We start from the raw sequence: 16,186 nt of genomic DNA on the forward strand, positions 1-16,186 counted from the left end.
CGAATGGGGGATTCTGCTCCCGCAGGCAAGGCTGATGCGCAGGTCAGCGCCGTTCTGCCCGCGCATCGGCCGTTCGCCCGGGTTGCCTGGTCCGGTTGCCGCGCCAGAATTTGCGCCGCCACAAGCCATTCGCGGAACCGCCTCCCGGGGGAACCGCTCCTGCGGATAGCGGAACCGCCTCCCGCGGGAACCGCTCCTGCGGATAGCAGCCTCCTGCCCGAGAAAGCAGACGATGGAGAACTTTCAGAACGTCGCCTCCGGCAACGCTCACGTGGGCGCCCAGATCGGCAAGAACACCGGCACCGTCACGGTCGGGCCGGCTCCGCTCGCGGCCGAAATCGATCAGCTACGAGCCGCCCTGCGCGCCACCGACTTGGACGCCGACGCCCTGGCCGAGGCCGACCAAGAGATCAACACGACCGCTGACGCCCTCGCGGCGCACAACAAGGGCCGTGCTGTCCGGGCACTGACCAGGCTCGCCGCCATGGCCCCAGGCCTGGCCACGCTGGTCAGCTCGGTCACCGCAGCGATCGAGGCGATCAGGTGAGCACCTACACCAACATTGCTGAGGGCGACGCCAGCATCGGCGTACAGGTCGGTGTCCTGCACGGCAACGCCTACGTCTACCAGACCGCCCCGACCGCGACTCCCGCCGAGAAACTCCAGGTGGCGGTCCATTACCTGCAGGGCGGTTCGCCGCGCGAGGCGGAACGGCGGCTCTCCGCGCTGGTCTTCGAGGACCGGTTCAGTTCGGCCGAGATCGCCTACCACTGGTCACTGTCCGTGCTCAGTGGCCGCTCGCTGACCAGCCTGAGCAGCGCCGACATGAACCAGCTCGAACAGGCATTCGGGATGGCCGATCAATATCCGAGCGGCCGCTGGTGGCGCTGCGTCGGGGTTATCCGGATGCTGGTCAACGCGCTGCTGACCGTCGGGCCGGAGAACCAGCAGGCGCTCGGGCAGGCGTTGCAGGCGTACTCGACGCTGCCCGAAACTGATCGCCAGGACATCGAACGGCATCTCAGCCAGACGCTCTCCGGCGTGGCACAGGACCACATCGAACAGCTCAACGCGGAGCATGTGCGGCAGGCTCGGATGGCCGGGGACCGTGCGGTGCGCGTACCCAAATTCTTTGAGCCTGACCCGGTCGAACCGGTCGCGAAGGTCGCGCGCGCAGCCCCTGCCGAGTCGACCTGGCTGCCGCTCGCCGGGGGTGGGTTGCTGCTGTTCCTCGGTGCGGTGACGCTGGTCCAGGCCGCCGCCGCGCGCAGCGTCCTCGCCGCCGTGACCGTTTTCGTTCTCCTGGCGGCCGGCGGCTGGGCGGTCGTCCGGCACGGCCTGGACCGCGCGTTCCTGCGTTCCCGCCTCGCCGCCAAGGACGCTGAACTGCGCTTCGGAACCCGCGCCGCCTACCTCGGCCCCGGCGGCAACTCCCTCCGCGCCGGCTTCGCCGACGCCATCGCCTCGATCATCGACACGGCCTTCGCGAGCCAGCAGCCCCGCGAGCCACAGCTCCGCGACTCCTTCTGGCGCGACACCGCCGGCCTGCGCACGGCCCTGCACGGAGATCTCATCGATTTATACGGAATCCGAGGAATCCGCCCCGAGCAGGTCAGATATCTCGCGGCTCATCACTCGGAGGGCATTGCGGGACGCTGGCGCGCCGGCACTCTCGACGATTTCCGCCGCGAATACCGCCCGTCCGCAACACCGCCCGCGTTCCTCGCCGGCGTCGCAGCGCTCGGCGCCGCGGTGGCACTCGTGCTCCTCTCGATGACCGCGATGACCTTCTGCGCCCTGGTGGTCGCCGCGCCGATGCTCTTCTTCGGCGCCCGCTTCGCCCATCAGGGCGGCCTGGCCCTGTACGGCGAACGCCGCCGCCTCGCCCTGGACACGACCGAATTCGAACAGCGCCACCGCGAGGAGCGGGCGGCCTACGACCGCTGGGTCACCTGGTTGTCGGACCGTCCCACCGATGTGGAGATGGGCTACTGGCTGGCGCTCGACCTGGCGTACTGGAAGCGGGGTGTGATGGGGGACTACCGGCTCTCCAACCGGGATCTGCTCACCCACCTGACGCTGACCGAGGCGGCGCCGAACGCCCGTCGTGCCCGCGATGTGGGCGGCCCGTTCCGGCATTCGGCGTACACGGTCCTGTTGTTCCTGCTGACCGAGGGCGGCGTGCGGCAGGTGCAGGCGAAGCTCGACTTCGCCGGGGGTGGGTTCTCCGGGGAGCGGCGCACGACGTTCCGGTACGACGCGATCGGGTCGGTGCAGGTGACCGAGGTGGGCCTGCGCTTCGGCGACCAGAAGCTGGTGACCCGGCAGGCGTTCCAGCTCGCTTTGGTGAACGGCCACAGCATCCGGGTGCTGCTGGACGACTTCAGCGACGAGTCGATCGACTATCTGCGGGAGAACCCGGACCACCTGGCGCGGCTGGCCTCCGACGCGGCGGGGGTGACGAGCGCGCTGCACATCCTGGAGGCGGTCGCGGCGGACGGGCGGGACTGGATCGCACTGGAGCAGCAGAGAATGCACCGGCGCCTGCCACGCCAGCAGCCGATGCCGTCCCCGGTCACGTATCCCCAGATCCCAGGCTGACCAGATCCCAGGCTGACCAGATCCCAGGCTGACCGGCTCCCAGGCTGACCGGCGCCGTCCGCGCCGTTTTTACCGCGGACGCTCAGTCCTCGGCGACCAGCTCGACCTCGAAACCCGCCGCGTTCTCCACATATGCGGCATAGACATCCGGCCCGCCGGCATGGGGATGCCGGTCGGTGAACATCAGCGTCCATCCGTGCTGCCCGGCCTCACCGACCACGGCATCGACCTCAGCCCGGCTTCCGGCCCAGAACGCCAGGTGGTTGAGTCCGCTACGCAGCCGCTCATGCCGGCCATGCACATGATCCGGTCCGGACTCGAGCACGACGTACATGTCACCGAGCACCCAGCTGCCGCCGGAAGCCCACCGGCCGCCCGGGACGTACCCGAGCCGCTCCAGCAACCACGGCAACGAGCCGTCGTCCTCAAGCCAGAGCTCGATGTGATGCACCAGGCCCCGGCGACTCATAGCCGCCGACGGTAACGGATCTCCTCCAGCGGAAAGCCGCGCGACTCGTCGACCAGCCTCCCGCCGTCCGCAAACCACCCGGCGGCCTGGTAAAAACGCCGCGCCCGCACGTTCGCTTCCAGCACCCACAGCGTCGCCTCGGAAAACCCGGACCCGGACGACGCCAGCTGCCGCACCCCGGCCGCCATCAGCGCCTGGCCGCGTCCCTGCCCCCACGACCCCGGCCGTACATAGATCGCATAGACCCGCCCGACCCCAGGTTCCTCGTCGTCAGCACCAACAGTGATGAACCCGGCAACCCCGGGGTCGAGGACCAGGATCGCCTGCGGCGGCTGGATGGTCGCGAGCCAGCTCCGCCACCCGTCGGCGCGATCGGCCACCGACAACCCGTCGAGATATTTTTGCGGCATCATCCCGCGATAGGCAGCCTGCCAGCCGAGCACGTGCACCTCGGCGAGAGCGTCAGCGTCCGCCACGACGGCGGGTCGGATCTCCATGCCGTAACCCTAGAGAGACTCAACGACCGCACAGCAAACATACAGGTCAGGCTGGACTTCACCCCGTACCGTTGGGAGTCCCCCAGAAACAGAGGAGACAGCCGAGATGGGCTTCGTGAAGCGCTTCGTGCTCTCGATGGTGGCGTCCAAGCTTCACCGCGCCTCACAAAAGCGGCACAACCCGGCCGTCGACGCCCTGTTGCGCGACGTGAACCACCGCATCGCAAGAAGCCAGGGCCACGGCTACCACCCGGGCTACGGCCAGCCCGGTTACGGCCAGCCGGGTTACGGGCACCCGGGTGCCTACGGCCATCACGGCCACTATCGGCACCACGGGCACTACCGCAACCACGGTCACTACCGGCGCAAGTTCTGGTAACTGTTCCGGGGCACCGGAATCATCGCCGAGAACCCGTCAGCCGAGGCCGCAGCCGGTGAAGCTGTGGCCTCCAGCCCGCACGATGTGAGCGTGTGCTGGCGCATCAGCATCGACGCCGGCACCGGCGCGATCTCCCGCCAGGCGAAACACGACCGGATGATCGCGGCGTTCGCGCCTCCGGTCAGGGTGCGGTCGGCGTCCAGGATGGCCCGCAGGATCCCGTGATAGGTGAGGAAATCCGGTGAGATGGCCGACCAGGTGGTGGCGAGCAGCCGGCCCAGATAATCGCGGGCCAGCAGCAGCGACTCCTTGAACGCGGCCTCGTTGCCCGCATAGGCGGCCGCGAAATCGGTCTGGATCTGGTCCAGGTCGTGCACGGTGCCGGGCAGGTTCGTCGAGCGGTTGCGCAGGTCGTCAGTGATCAGTTTCTTGTTCACCAGGTCCTGCTGGAAGAACTCGACCATCGTGTCGAAGATGGCGCCGGTCAGCGGCATCGACCGGTCGTGCGGTTCGTCGTTCACATCCGACATGCGCAGCGCGTTGAACGCGATCCGGATCTGCCTGCTGTCCGACAGTTCACCGACCCGGTCCAGGCCGTTGATGGTGAGCAGGTTGCCCTTCGTGTTGTCCAGCAGCATGTCGACGACCGAGTGGAAATGCAGCGACGCGACGATCGCCACCAGGTCACCGGCTGACTCGTGCATGCCGCCGTAATCGATGCCTTCGTCGGACGGGCTGGACGGGACGCCGACCTCGGCGAAGATGAGGCTGTGCCCGAGTTCGTGGGAGAGCACGTCGAAGTTCTCGCAGAACGGCCGGGTGTGGTCGATCGTGCCGGTCGGCGTGCGGCCGAACCCGAACTCGAGGAAGCCGTACCCGGACTGGGCGTTGTTCCACTCGATCAGCGGGATCAGTTCGAGACGGGCGAAATCAGATTCGAAATGCCATTGAATCGTACGCCCGAAGTAGTCCTCCCAGATGTCGAGGACGCGCCGCACCGTGGCGTACATGGTGGCCGCCGAGAATTCCCGGCCGGCCGGGTCGAGGTGGTCGAAGTGACCGTCCGGTCCCGGCTCGACAGGGTCCCGGGCCGCACCGGTGTACGGGGGCCGGAAGAACTGGTTGTACGGCAGCTTGCCGATCGCGTCGACGACGAACATCCGGTCGTCGGCGGGCCCGCGTTCGACGGCGCCCGGCGAGGGGGCGACCGTCACGGTCTCCGGCTCCGGGAACAGCGGAGTGCCGTCGGCCTTGGTGAGGAATCGGGGCTGCGGGAAGATCCGGAACCGGGTGCCGGTCTCGGCAAGCCTGCGGTCGAGTGCGACTGACATGGGAGTACCTCCTGGAGGTGTGACCTTCAGCGGTAGACCCGCCCCCGATCCAAGTCAACGCAGCTGTCCATGAACCACCTGAAGGAGCACCCGTTCCGCCGAGGACATGGCGCCGCATGGGGGAGGAGCATGCGGAGATGACCGGCATACTCATCGCTTTCAATCTCCGCCTGGAGCGACGCGTCCTGCCATTGTGGATCGCCGGCGTAGGGCTGCTCTTCCTGATCCAGTCCACCCAGAGCCAGAACCTCTACGACACCCCGGAAAAACTTGCCCAGCTCCGCGCCACGCTCGGCGGCAACACCGCGGTGATCGCGATGAGCGGCCCATCCGAACTCCTCGGCACCATCGGCAACGAGATCGTCTTCGAGATGTTCGCGTTCGGCGCGATCATCGTGGCGCTGATGAACATGTTCCTGGTCGGCCGGCACACCCGCGCCGACGAGGAGGCCGGCCGCACCGAGCTGATCCGATCCGCCCAGGTGGGCAGGCATTCCCCGCTCTACGCGGCGCTCGCCCTGGCCGCTCTCGCAGATCTGACGGTGGGCCTCGTCGTCGCAGCGGTTCTGGCCGGTACCGGTCTGCCGCTCGCCGGTTCCGCACTGACCGGTGCCGCCCTCGCCGGCGTCGGCCTGGTCTTCGCCGCGGTCACCGCCCTCGCCGCGCAGATCTTCGAGCACACCCGCGGCGTCTACAGCTTCACCGGAATGACCATCGGCGCGAGCTACGCTCTCCGCGCCGCCGGCGACGCCGGCAACCCCGCCCTGGCCTGGGCTTCCCCGATCGGCTGGGGCCAGCGAACCTTCCCTTACGGTCCCGGCCGTTGGTGGCCACTCTTATTGATCTTGGGTACGCTCGGCGCCCTCACCCTGGCGGCCCACAAAACTCTGGACCGACGCGATGCCGGCGCCGGCCTGATCCGCCCGAGGTTCGGCCGCCCGCACGCGTCCTGGGCGCTGCGCGGCCCGGCGGGGCTGGCCTGGCGCCTGCACCGGGGCACGGTGATCGGCTGGACGGCAGGTGTCGGCCTGCTCGGCGCCGCCTACGGTTCGATCGGCGACAGCATCGAGCAGTACATCGCCGACAACCCGGAGGTCGCCGCCTATCTGCCCGGCGGGGCGGCGGACGTCGTCGACGCGTACCTGGCTCTGAGCCTGACGCTGTGCGCCCTGCTGGCGGCAGCATTCGGGGTCTCCGCGACGCTGCGCGCCCGTGCCGAGGAGACGGCCGGCCGCGCCGAGGTTGTGCTCGCCGCCGCGACCAGCCGCGCCGCCTGGCTGGCGAGCCACCTCGGCGTAGCACTGGCCGGCAGCGCGCTGGTCCTGGTCACGGCAGGTTTCGGTGAAGGCCTGACGTACGGGATGACCGTCGGCGAGCCGGGTCAGGCGATCCGGATGGCCGGAGCGGCCCTGGTGTACCTGCCGGCCGTCTGGGCGATCGTCGCCGTCGCGGTGCTCGGTTTCGGCTGGCTGGCGTCGGCCGCCGCGGCCGCCGGCTGGGCCGCGCTCGGTTACTGCGCGGTCGTCGCGTTGTTCGCCGACTCGTTCCGGCTGCCGGACTGGTCGCAGCAGGCCTCACCGTTCACGCACCTGCCGGCCGCACCCCTGGACGCGGTCACCGCCGGCCCGCCGGCCGCCCTCGCCGCGGTCGTCGTCGTTCTCGTCGCGGCCGGTTTCGCCGGCTTTCGGAGGAGGGACGTGGGGTACTGAAAAAGTGGCGATACTGACGGGGTGAAGAGCGCGGAACGGGAGTCGGGCAGGCTCGCTGCGCTGCATGAATACCGCCTGTTCGACACCCCGCCGCAGGAGGAGCTGCGTGCGGTGGTGCGGATCGCCGCTGCGGTGGCCGGCGTGCCCACCGCGACACTCAATCTGATCGACGAGCACCGCCAGGTCATGCTGACCACGGTCGGTGTCGAGGGGCGTGACTGCGACCGCGACGACTCGATGTGCGCGGTCCGGCTCGGCACCGGACTGCCGGTGAATCTGCCGGACGCGAGCCTCGATCCGGCATACCGAAACAATCCGTGGGTGACCGGCGAGCGCGGGCTGATCCGCTTCTATGCGAACGCCCCGCTGATCACCCCGGACGGGCACGTCCTCGGTACCCTCTGCGTCTTCGACAACGAGCCGCATGAACTCAGCCCTGAGCAGGCGAGACGCCTCGAAGATTTGGCCGGTGTGATCGTCGCGTTCTTCGAGCGGCGCCGGCAGACGCGGGTGACCGCCGAGTTCGCAGCCATCACCGAGGCCCGCAAGGAATGGGCCGAGGCGCTGCTCGACGGCATCAACGTGGCGGTGATCGCGCTCGACACCGCGTTCCAGGTGACCATCTACAACCGGGCTGCCCGGGAGAGCCACCCTCTGGACGTGGACATCTCCGCCGGACCGGTCAACCTCGCCGAGCGCTTCCAGCTGTACGAGCCGGACGGCCGTACCCTTGTGCCGGACGACGAGCTGCCCCTGATGATGGCTCTGAGCGGGCGCGGCCCGGTCATCGCCAAGGAGATGGTCATGCGGCGGCCGAAAAGCGGCGTGCGGGTGGTCCGGGCGAACGCCCAGGCGCTGCACGACGCGGACGGGCGGATCATCGGCGCGGTGGTCGCGCTGCAGGACATCACGGCGGAGGCCACCCGCAAACGCCTGATCGAAGAGGCCCGGTCCCGGCTTGCCGCCGCGAACGCCGAGCTGCTGCGCTCCAACGCCGACCTGACGAACTTCGCCGCCGCGGTCAGCCACGACCTGATCGCCCCGCTCGCCGCCGTCGGCGGGTACCTGGAACTGCTCGCCGACGAGGCGGGCCTGCCCGTCGAACCGGCCACCCAGGAGGTGGACCGGATGCAGAATCTGATCGAGTCCCTGCTCAGCGCCGCGACCACCGGTGGCGCGCGGGGGTCAGATCCACGCTGAGCCTGCCGATAGGTGAGGGGTGGACCATCTCGTCGTGCCGGACCACCTCGTCGAGCCGGACGCTCTGGTGCCGGGCCCTCTCGTGCCAGGCCCTCTCGTGCCAGGCCCTCTCGTGCCGAACCCGGATCGGGAGCTGCTGAGGCTTGCCGCGCTGCACGAGTACCACGTGCTCGACGCCCCCGCCGACGACGAACTCGAAGCGGTCGTGCGAGTCGCGGCCTCCGTCGCGGCCGTGCCCACCGCCACTCTCAACCTGATCGACGAGAACCGCCAGTGCCAGCTGACCACTGTCGGTTTCGAGGGCGGTGACTCGGCGCGCACCGACTCGATGTGCGCGGTCCGCTTCGAGGCCGGCGACTTCATGTACACGCCGGATGCCAGCAAGGACCCGTACTACCGGGCCAATCCGTGGGTGACCGGGGTCCTCGCCGACGTCCGCCTGTACGGCTCGGCGCCGCTGGTCACCCCGGACGGGTACGCGCTCGGCTCGCTGTGCGTCTTCCACAACGAGCCGGGCACGCTCGACGATTTTCAGATCGCCCGGCTCAAGGATCTCGCCGCCGTCATTCTGGCCCTGTTCGAACGCCGCAGGCAGGCCCGCCTCAACCGCGAGCTGGCGCTGATCGCGGAAGCCCGCCAGCGCTGGACCGACACGTTGCTGGAGACGATCGACGTGGCGGTGGTCGCCGCCGACCAGTCGGGGCGGCTCACCGTCTTCAACCGGGCCGCCCGCGAGTGGCACGGCATCGACGCCGACCCGACGCTGGAACCACAGGACTTCTCCGACCGCTACCAGCTCTACGCCACCGACGGCGTGACGCTGCTGCCACCGACGCAGATCCCGCTGCTGCGCGCCCTGCGCGACGGCACCGTCGAGAACGCCGAGATGATCATCAAACGGCCGGCAGCCGGCCCGGTCCACGTCACGGTGAGCGGCCGCGCGCTGATCTCCGGCGACGGCACCCCGATGGGCGCGGTCGTGGCGATGACCGACGTGACCACCGACCGGGCCCAGCAGCGCGCGATCGAGGCGGCCCGGCGCGAGCTGGCCGCCGCGAACGAGGACCTGCGCCGCTCCAACGCCGACCTGACGAACTTCGCCGGCGCGGTCAGCCACGACCTGGTCTCCCCGCTCTCCGCGGTGCACGCCCACCTGGAGCTGCTCGAGGAGACGGCGACCGCCGACACCCAGCGGTGGGTGGCCGCCTGCCAGCGCGCGGTGACCCGGATGCGCGACCTGATCGGTTCGCTGCTCCAGTACGCCCAGGCCGGCAGCGCCCCGGTCCACCGTGTGCCCGCCGACCTCGGCGACATCGTCGACCAGGTGCTGGCCGACCTCCAGGCCCTGGTGGAGGAGTCGTCCGCCACCGTGGAGGCCCCGAAACCGCTGCCAGTCGTAGCCTGCGACCCGATCCTGGCCCGCCAGCTGCTCCAGAACCTGATCGCCAACTCGATCAAATACCGCCACCCGGACCGCCCGGCCCATGTAACAGTGACCGCCACCCGTTCCCCCGAGGCGTGGCAGATAGCGGTCACCGACAACGGCGTAGGCATCCCACCCGCCCAGCGCGACCGCGTCTTCGAGATGTTCACCCGCCTCGACGACGCCCCAGCAGGCGGCCACGGCATCGGCCTCTCCAGCTGCCTGCGCATAGTCGATCGCCACGGCGGCACCATCCGCGTAGAGGAAAACCCCACCGGCGGCACCCGCGTCCTCTTCACCCTCCCCGACTGACACCACCCAGCCACCGCTCGCACCCGCCGCGCCGTGCCGTTGCTCGCGCCGTGCCGTGCCGTGCCGTTGCTCGTGCCGTGCCGTGCCGTTGCTCGTGCCGTGCCGTGCCGTTGCTCGTGCCGTGCCGTGCCGTTGCTCGTGCCGTGCCGTTGCTCGCGCGTGCCGCCCTCGCTCTGAGCCGCCGCCCGCCGATCCGCCGCTCGCGTTCCGCCCTCTCGCCGAGCCGCCGCTCGCGTTCCGCCCTCTCGCCGATCTTGAGCGATTCTCCACACCCCGATGTAGAAAATCGCTCAAGATCCGCCGGGGTGCGGGTGCGGGTGCGGGTGCGGGTGGGGGTGGGGGTGGGGGTGCGGGTGCGGGGCACAGAGCGGCGCGGCGACTTCGGTTGGCCCGCGACCGCCCCGGTGACGCGCTGCCACCACAACAGCGGAGAGTTTGAGCTTTGTGGAGACCTGTGGGGGTCAGAGCACCCACAAGTCTCCAAGATTGAGCCCGCACTCCTCGCCAACCACTCACCGTCCGTGACCGGCGACGGCGGGGCTCCGGCAGCGGGCCGGTGAGTCCGGCCTACCCGGGTACATCGCGGGCGTCCGTCGGCCGTCGCTTATCCAGCCGGGAGCGCCACCCGTGCGGGCTGATCCAGCTCCACCTGATCGAGCCGCAGTGCTGGCCTGGGGATTCCGTGCTCAACCAGGCACAGTGGACACCGAGCCGGCCGGAGGAGCAGTCCGACCGCCCGCCTGGAAACGCCGGCACCTGAGGACCAGCCGTCGATTCCCTTCGGATGGTCGTGTTCCAGGGCCGAGAATGCACACGCATGGCATCTCCATGCGATGGCCCCGCCCTCAGTGAAGCTTGAGCGATTGTGGCTGCCGGGGAGTTGAAAGTCGCTCAAGATCCGCGCGGGGTGGCAGGTGCTGGACAGCGTCACGCGAACCTCGCCCGGCCCGGCAGCACATTTCGGTCGCCCTCCAGAGCTCCGGCGACCACCCAGTCCGCCACTCCGGCCGGGTTCGTCACCGGGTGCAGCTGTCCCAGGCCCGCTCGTTCCATCTGATCAGCATTGCGGACCAGGCTGCGGCCCTTTACGCGTACCCAGGAATCAGCGGGAGGGGCGCAGTAAGGGCGGGTGGAGCAGGGTTGCCGGCCCTCGGCGGTAGAGCTGGGCCGGTCTGCCTCGGTCGCGGATGGCAGTGGCGCCCGTCGGTTCGACGAAGCCCTCGGCCGATGTCACCTTGCGGTGGAAATTGCGGGGATCGAGGGTGGTCTGCCAGACCGTCTCGTAGACCGTGCGCAGCTCGGCGACGGTGAACTCGGGTGGGCAGAACGCGGTGGCCAGGGACGTGTACTCCAGCTTGGCCCGGGCGCGCTCCAGGCCGTCGGCGAGGATCCGGTCGTGGTCGAAGGCGAGGCCGGCGGAGGACGAGCGCCACTCCGCGCCGGACGCGTCGCTTCCGGCCACCGGGGCGGGCAGGTCCGGCAGCAGTGCCAGGTAGGCCACTGTCACCACCCGGCCGCGCGGATCCCGGCCCGGCGTGCCGTAGGTCGCCAGCTGCTCCAGGTGGCCGGCCTCGGGATCCAGGCCGGTCTCCTCGCGGAGTTCCCGCCGGGCGGCGGTGTCCAGGTCCTCGTCGGGGAGCACGAAACCGCCGGGCAGCGCCCACTCGCCCTCGAACGGCGGGATGCCGCGCTGCACGAGCAGCACCTGCAGGCCACCGGACCGGATCGTCAGCAGTACGAGATCCACCGTGACCGCCGCCATGTTAAGCGTCATGTTGACGATAATAGCGGGCGGCATTATCGTCATGTTGACGAGATACAAGCGAAAGGCACGAACATGGCTGACGTGACACGGCGTTTCCACCTGCGGCACCTCCGGTCGGCGCCGACGAGCTGGGTCAGTCACACGGTTCGGGGCGTGGAGAAGCGGGCCGGGACCGGGCTGTCGTTCTGGTACCGGCCGCTGACCGCGGCGCTGTCCGAGGGTTCCGGTCGACGACCGGGAGCTGCCGCTGCTGTTCCACGCGCGTACCGAAGACTTCGCGGACGTGACCGTTCAGGCGACAGTGACCTACCGGGTGAGCGACCCGGCCGCGGCAGCGGGCCGGCTCGACTTCTCCATCGACCCCTACCGCGGCACCTGGCGCGGGCAGCCGCTCGACCAGGTCGCCGGGCTTCTCGCCGAGCTGGCGCAGCAGCCCGCGCTCGACCTGCTCGCCCGGCTGCCCCTGGCCGAGGCGCTGACCACCGGCGTCGCGCGGATCCGGCAGTCGGTCGCTGACGCGCTCGCTGCCGACCCGCGACTCACCGAGACGGGGGTGTCGGTGGTCAGCGCCCGGGTCGTGGCGATCCGGCCCGAGCCCGACCTGGAGCGGGCGTTGCAGACGCCGACCCGCGAGCAGGTGCAGCAGGACGCGGACCGGGCGACCTATGCGCGCCGGGCGCACGCGGTCCAGCAGGAGCAGGCGATCGCCGAGAATGAGCTTCAAAGCAAGATCGAACTTGCCCGCCGCGAACAGGAACTCGTCGAGCAGCACGGCGCCAACACCCGCCGCGAAGCCGAACTCGACGCCGAGACGCAGCTGGTGGCAGCCCGCGCCGAAGCCGATCGGGAAGAGGTCGCGAGCACCGCGTCAGCCGAGCGGCTGCGGCGCCTTGCGGCGTCCGAGGCAGAGGCAGCGAGGGTACGGGATGAGGCCCGCGCCGCCGGAGCCCGAGCTGTCGGCCTGGCCGAGGCGGAGGCGGAAGCGGCGCGCCTGGCCGCGTACCGGGATCTGCCGCCGGCGGTGCTGCAGGCGCTGGCGTTGAAGGAGCTGGCCGCGCACGTGCCGGCGATCGGCGAGCTGACGGTCACGCCGGATCTGCTCAGCAAGCTGGTCGGGCGGCTGGGATGAGTCTTCTTCCTCCTCGCGTGGTGGTGGTGTCGCGGCGTAGTGAGCTCGACGAGCTGCTTGCCCGGCACGGAACCCGGGGTGCTGCAGCGTTCTTCCTGAGCCGGCGCGGCCGCGACCTGGACGAGGTGACCGCCCGGCACGAGGCGTTGCAGGACGCGCTGACCCGGGTCGGCGCGGCCGTGCCCACCGACTGGCGGCGCGGTCATCTGGAACGCGCCGACCTGCCCCGCTTCCTGTTCGCGCGCGAGGACATCGTGGTCGCCGTCGGCCCGGACGGCCTGGTGGCGAACGTGGCGAAGTACCTGAACGGCCAGCCGGTGATCGGCGTCGACCCGGAACCCGGGCGCAATGCCGGGGTGCTGGTGCGTCATCGGCCCGATGCGGTGGCCGGCCTGCTGCGCGACCGGCCGGCGGGGCAGAGCCGCACCATGGTGGTGGCCAGGCTCGACGACGGGCAGGAGCTGTACGGCCTGAACGAGATCTATGTGGGGCACGCCGGTCACCAGTCGGCGCGTTACATCCTGTCGGATCAGGCCGGGGCCAGGGAACGCCAGTCGTCATCCGGCCTGATCGCCGGTACCGGTACTGGCGCTACCGGTTGGTGCGCCTCGATCGCCAAGGAGCGGGCTTCCGCGCCGCCCGCGCCTGCCCCGGAGGAAGCGGCGCTGTGCTGGTACGTCCGGGAGGCCTGGCCGTCACCGGCGACGGGCGTTTCTCTGGTCGCGGGCGTGCTGGCCGGAGGTGACGAACTGGAGCTGACCAGCGAGTCGGAGCGGCTGGTGGTGTTCGCCGACGGGGTGGAGCCGGACGCTTTGGAGTTGTCCTGGGGGCAGCGGATCCGGATCGGTGTGGCTGGTCGCCGCTTGAACCTGATCTGAGGGTGCTGCGCCGCGCCGCGCCGCGCCCTGCCGTACCGCGCCGCGCCGCGCCCTGTGCGCCGCGCCGTGCCGTGCCGTGCGGTGCTTTGCCGATCTTGAGCGATTATTGCCCTCCGGGAGTCTTCTTCTTGAGGGCTGGTGGGGTTGTTGTCGATGCCTTGTTGGGGTGGTTTCGGGTCCCTCGTTGGGGTGGTGGGGTGGGAAGTGGTGGGTGTGAGGGCGTAGAGCGGCAGGTATGGGACGTCGTTTTCGTGGGCCTGAGCAGCCGGTGTCTGAGCAGGTGCGGGGGTGGGCGGATCCGGAGATTTTCCGGTTTCTCGCGTTGGCGCAGCGTGTTGACATGTCGGGGTTCGAGCAGGATTACCGGGCTGATGGGGTGGGCGGGTTGCCGTATGACCCGCGGTTGATGCTGGTCACGGTGTGGTGGTGTTACCGCCGGCAGTGGCGTAGTCCGCAGGACATGGCCCGGGCGTGTCGGGAACAAGCGTCGTTGCGGGTGGTGTGGCAGCGCGAGCAGGTGCCGTCGGCGGCGTGTCTGCGCCGGTTCGTGCAAGGTCATCGCCGGGGCTGGCAGACGGTCGCGGACTCGCTGATCAGGGTCTCTGGTCAGGCGGGACTGGTCGATGTGTCGGTGACCGCGACGGATAGCACTCCGGTGATCGCGCCGGCCGCGTTGTCGAAGACGATGACGGCCCCGCTGATCACTACCCGTATCGACGCGGCGCGTCGTGAGCTGGCCGGGTTGCAGCAACGCCGTCAGGACATGCTCGACGATCCTGATCTGGCGAGGTTCCTCGAGCACGGCTACGCAGAGATGATCCGCGCGGAGCAGTTGCTGCTGGTCCGGTTACGGCGTCTGGAACAGGCCGAGGCCGAGGCCCGCGAACGCGGACGGCCGGCGGCCGCACGACATGACGAGCAGATCACCCGTTGGCAGGCCCGCGTCGATCGGCATACCGCTGAACTGGCCGAGATGACCCGCCGCCAGCAGGACAAGTACGACACCTATCAAGCGCGAGCCGCCGCCGGGCAGCCGCCGCGCGGCGGGCCGCCGTGTCTGCCCGAGCAGCACATCCGTATCCGCGGCAAGCAGCAGGCTCTGGCCCGGGCTCGGAGCCGGCTCACTCAAGCCCAGGCCGGCTCCGGTACCGCTCGCGACGGCCCGGCCGCCCGGGCCAACCTCACCGACCGGTCCGCCCGGATCCTGAAAGGCAAAGCGAACACACCCGCCTGGATTCTCGGCTGGCTACTGACCATCACCGTGATCAGCGGACAGTTCATCATCGCCGGGCTGCTGTCGCAACACGGCAACGACGCCCACGGGCTGCTGCCCAACCTCACCGCCGCTGCCGGCACCTGCCGCCAAGCCGGGATCATCGAGCCCTTCGGCCACCACCTCGCCGACGGCGCTTTCCTCGCCCCCGCAGTACCCGCGACCATCACCGGCATCCCACTAACTGGCGTGACCAGCAAAGACAGCGACACCGACCAGCAGCTCTACACCCGCCGCAGCCCGATGATCGAACCCGTCTTCGCGCACCTGCTCCGCACCGACCGGCGCCTACACTCCCGCGGCGACGCCGCCCACACCGAAGTCATCGCCATCACCACCGCCTACAACGCCACCAAATACCTCCGGAAAACCACCCGAACCAAAACTTGACAACCACATCCCAACAAACCAAGAAGAAGACTCCCGGGGGTCGGAAGTCGCTCAAGATTCGCGCAGGGGGCGGGGCTGCCTCAGTGCTGATGACGGTTCATGGGGTCGAGGGCTGGACCTCTGGCTGGACCTCAGGCTGGGCCGGCGCCGAAGCCTGGCCGGTTCGGTGTCCACTGTGGCTGGGTGAGCACGGAACGCCGCGGCCAGCCCCGCTGCTCGATCAAATGGCGCTGGATCAACCGGCACGTGTCGCTCTCGCCGGCCACATAGGCGATGCCGGCGCCGGGCGGCAGCTCCAGCCCCTGAACCGCCCGCAGCAACGTCCGGGACGCGACCGCCGGCGCCTGCCCGCGATGCACCCAGGGCAGGTCGGACTCGCCGATCTCGTCGTCGTCGCCGATCGACTCGAAGACACCCACCACGGATGTCGCCCGGGGGAGCGCCGCCCGCATCGCCAGCAGGGGTACGGCCCCGGTCTCGTCCCCGGTGAACAGGTGAAACGCTGCCTGCGGGGCCAGCGTGATCTTGCTGCGCGGCGGCTCGACGGTGATCCGGTCACCAGCCGCGACAGCGCGAGCCCACGTGCAGCCCGGCCCACCCGCCGGATGCAGAGCGACCCGAATCGTCAGGGTGGCGTCGGGCGGGTCATGCCGCCAGATCGAGTAGACACGCCGCGCCACGGCGCTGCCGTCCGGAACGTGGACCACCAGGTGAGCGCCGGGCCGAGGACGCAGCCGGGGCACATCCGGCCCGGCCAGCTCGATCTGACGCATATGAGGGTTGACGTCAGCGACCGCCCGTACCCGGGTCAGCAGAACCTGCCTCACCCG

15 protein-coding genes are annotated in these 16,186 nt (G+C 69.9%); 9 read left to right on the top strand and 6 right to left on the bottom strand.

Features of this window, described 5'->3' with window-relative positions; all coding sequences use genetic code 11:
- Positions 1-232 precede the first annotated feature (232 nt).
- On the top strand, positions 233-547 hold the full coding sequence (locus ACQP2E_RS13430; RefSeq protein ID WP_433831407.1) for a hypothetical protein: 315 nt from the start codon (positions 233-235) through the stop codon (positions 545-547).
- Positions 544-2,601 (top strand): hypothetical protein, encoded by a 2,058-nt coding sequence (locus ACQP2E_RS13435; RefSeq protein WP_433831409.1) that lies wholly within the window; start codon positions 544-546, stop codon positions 2,599-2,601. Before ACQP2E_RS13430 ends, ACQP2E_RS13435 begins: the two co-directional genes overlap by 4 nt.
- An 82-nt stretch (positions 2,602-2,683) precedes the next feature.
- Here the strand turns inward: ACQP2E_RS13435 and ACQP2E_RS13440 are convergent, their stop codons facing one another.
- Both ACQP2E_RS13440 and ACQP2E_RS13445 read right to left on the bottom strand, forming a co-directional pair.
- Positions 2,684-3,070 carry a VOC family protein gene (locus tag ACQP2E_RS13440; protein WP_433831410.1) on the bottom strand — a complete coding sequence of 129 codons (387 nt, stop codon included), beginning with the start codon at positions 3,068-3,070 and terminating at the stop codon, positions 2,684-2,686.
- Positions 3,067-3,567, bottom strand: a complete 501-nt coding sequence (locus ACQP2E_RS13445; RefSeq protein WP_433831412.1) for a GNAT family N-acetyltransferase — start codon at positions 3,565-3,567, stop codon at positions 3,067-3,069. Before ACQP2E_RS13445 ends, ACQP2E_RS13440 begins: the two co-directional genes overlap by 4 nt.
- Before the next feature lie 106 nt (positions 3,568-3,673).
- Between ACQP2E_RS13445 and ACQP2E_RS13450 the strand changes: the two genes are divergently transcribed.
- Positions 3,674-3,946, top strand: coding sequence for a hypothetical protein (locus tag ACQP2E_RS13450; protein ID WP_433831414.1), 273 nt, complete (start codon positions 3,674-3,676; stop codon positions 3,944-3,946).
- Here the strand turns inward: ACQP2E_RS13450 and ACQP2E_RS13455 are convergent.
- Complete coding sequence (locus tag ACQP2E_RS13455) at positions 3,925-5,277, bottom strand: hypothetical protein (RefSeq protein ID WP_433831416.1); 1,353 nt, start codon at positions 5,275-5,277, stop codon at positions 3,925-3,927. The two genes, ACQP2E_RS13450 and ACQP2E_RS13455, sit on opposite strands and share 22 nt — an antisense overlap.
- A 137-nt stretch (positions 5,278-5,414) precedes the next feature.
- Here ACQP2E_RS13455 and ACQP2E_RS13460 point away from each other — a divergent pair, with 137 nt between their 5' ends.
- Genes ACQP2E_RS13460 through ACQP2E_RS13470 form a run of 3 tightly spaced genes read left to right on the top strand, consistent with a single transcriptional unit; the run spans position 5,415 to position 9,921 of the window.
- A complete protein-coding gene (locus tag ACQP2E_RS13460; protein ID WP_433831418.1) occupies positions 5,415-6,986 on the top strand; it encodes an ABC transporter permease in 1,572 nt (523 codons plus the stop codon).
- A gap of 21 nt (positions 6,987-7,007) precedes the next feature.
- Complete coding sequence (locus ACQP2E_RS13465) at positions 7,008-8,186, top strand: GAF domain-containing protein (RefSeq protein WP_433831420.1); 1,179 nt, start codon at positions 7,008-7,010, stop codon at positions 8,184-8,186.
- 19 nt (positions 8,187-8,205) lie between these two features.
- Entirely contained in the window at positions 8,206-9,921 is a 1,716-nt protein-coding gene (locus ACQP2E_RS13470) for a sensor histidine kinase (protein WP_433831422.1), read from the top strand.
- A 927-nt stretch (positions 9,922-10,848) separates the two neighbouring features.
- On the opposite strand, the gene ACQP2E_RS13475 is transcribed toward ACQP2E_RS13470, so the two are convergent.
- Positions 10,849-10,974 carry a hypothetical protein gene (locus tag ACQP2E_RS13475; RefSeq protein WP_433831424.1) on the bottom strand — a complete coding sequence of 42 codons (126 nt, stop codon included), beginning with the start codon at positions 10,972-10,974 and terminating at the stop codon, positions 10,849-10,851.
- A 49-nt stretch (positions 10,975-11,023) separates the two neighbouring features.
- Positions 11,024-11,695, bottom strand: a complete 672-nt coding sequence (locus ACQP2E_RS13480; RefSeq protein ID WP_433831426.1) for an NUDIX hydrolase — start codon at positions 11,693-11,695, stop codon at positions 11,024-11,026.
- A gap of 241 nt (positions 11,696-11,936) precedes the next feature.
- Between ACQP2E_RS13480 and ACQP2E_RS13485 the strand changes: the two genes are divergently transcribed.
- The 3 genes from ACQP2E_RS13485 (at position 11,937) to ACQP2E_RS13495 (ending at position 15,356) form a co-directional block, all read left to right on the top strand.
- Positions 11,937-12,815 (top strand): SPFH domain-containing protein, encoded by an 879-nt coding sequence (locus tag ACQP2E_RS13485; protein WP_433833918.1) that lies wholly within the window; start codon positions 11,937-11,939, stop codon positions 12,813-12,815.
- Complete coding sequence (locus tag ACQP2E_RS13490) at positions 12,812-13,693, top strand: hypothetical protein (protein WP_433831428.1); 882 nt, start codon at positions 12,812-12,814, stop codon at positions 13,691-13,693. Before ACQP2E_RS13485 ends, ACQP2E_RS13490 begins: the two co-directional genes overlap by 4 nt.
- Before the next feature lie 340 nt (positions 13,694-14,033).
- Complete coding sequence (locus ACQP2E_RS13495; RefSeq protein WP_433825281.1) at positions 14,034-15,356, top strand: hypothetical protein; 1,323 nt, start codon at positions 14,034-14,036, stop codon at positions 15,354-15,356.
- Positions 15,357-15,487: 131 nt separating this feature from the next.
- On the opposite strand, the gene ACQP2E_RS13500 is transcribed toward ACQP2E_RS13495, so the two are convergent.
- A complete protein-coding gene (locus ACQP2E_RS13500; RefSeq protein ID WP_433831430.1) occupies positions 15,488-16,183 on the bottom strand; it encodes a siderophore-interacting protein in 696 nt (231 codons plus the stop codon).
- Positions 16,184-16,186: the final 3 nt, after the last annotated feature.

Source organism: Actinoplanes sp. CA-015351, assembly GCF_050955685.1.
In the GTDB taxonomy this organism is placed as follows: Bacteria; Actinomycetota; Actinomycetes; order Mycobacteriales; family Micromonosporaceae; genus Actinoplanes.

Coding starts and splice junctions, on each gene's coding strand:
- ACQP2E_RS13460 (WP_433831418.1), top strand. CDS start 5,415: ATGACCGGCATACTCATCGCTTTCAATCTCCGCCTGGAGCGACGCGTC.
- ACQP2E_RS13440 (WP_433831410.1), bottom strand. CDS start 3,070: ATGAGTCGCCGGGGCCTGGTGCATCACATCGAGCTCTGGCTTGAGGAC.
- ACQP2E_RS13430 (WP_433831407.1), top strand. CDS start 233: ATGGAGAACTTTCAGAACGTCGCCTCCGGCAACGCTCACGTGGGCGCC.
- ACQP2E_RS13455 (WP_433831416.1), bottom strand. CDS start 5,277: ATGTCAGTCGCACTCGACCGCAGGCTTGCCGAGACCGGCACCCGGTTC.
- ACQP2E_RS13495 (WP_433825281.1), top strand. CDS start 14,034: ATGTCGGGGTTCGAGCAGGATTACCGGGCTGATGGGGTGGGCGGGTTG.
- ACQP2E_RS13480 (WP_433831426.1), bottom strand. CDS start 11,695: ATGACGCTTAACATGGCGGCGGTCACGGTGGATCTCGTACTGCTGACG.
- ACQP2E_RS13475 (WP_433831424.1), bottom strand. CDS start 10,974: ATGGAACGAGCGGGCCTGGGACAGCTGCACCCGGTGACGAACCCGGCC.
- ACQP2E_RS13450 (WP_433831414.1), top strand. CDS start 3,674: ATGGGCTTCGTGAAGCGCTTCGTGCTCTCGATGGTGGCGTCCAAGCTT.
- ACQP2E_RS13490 (WP_433831428.1), top strand. CDS start 12,812: ATGAGTCTTCTTCCTCCTCGCGTGGTGGTGGTGTCGCGGCGTAGTGAG.
- ACQP2E_RS13445 (WP_433831412.1), bottom strand. CDS start 3,567: ATGGAGATCCGACCCGCCGTCGTGGCGGACGCTGACGCTCTCGCCGAG.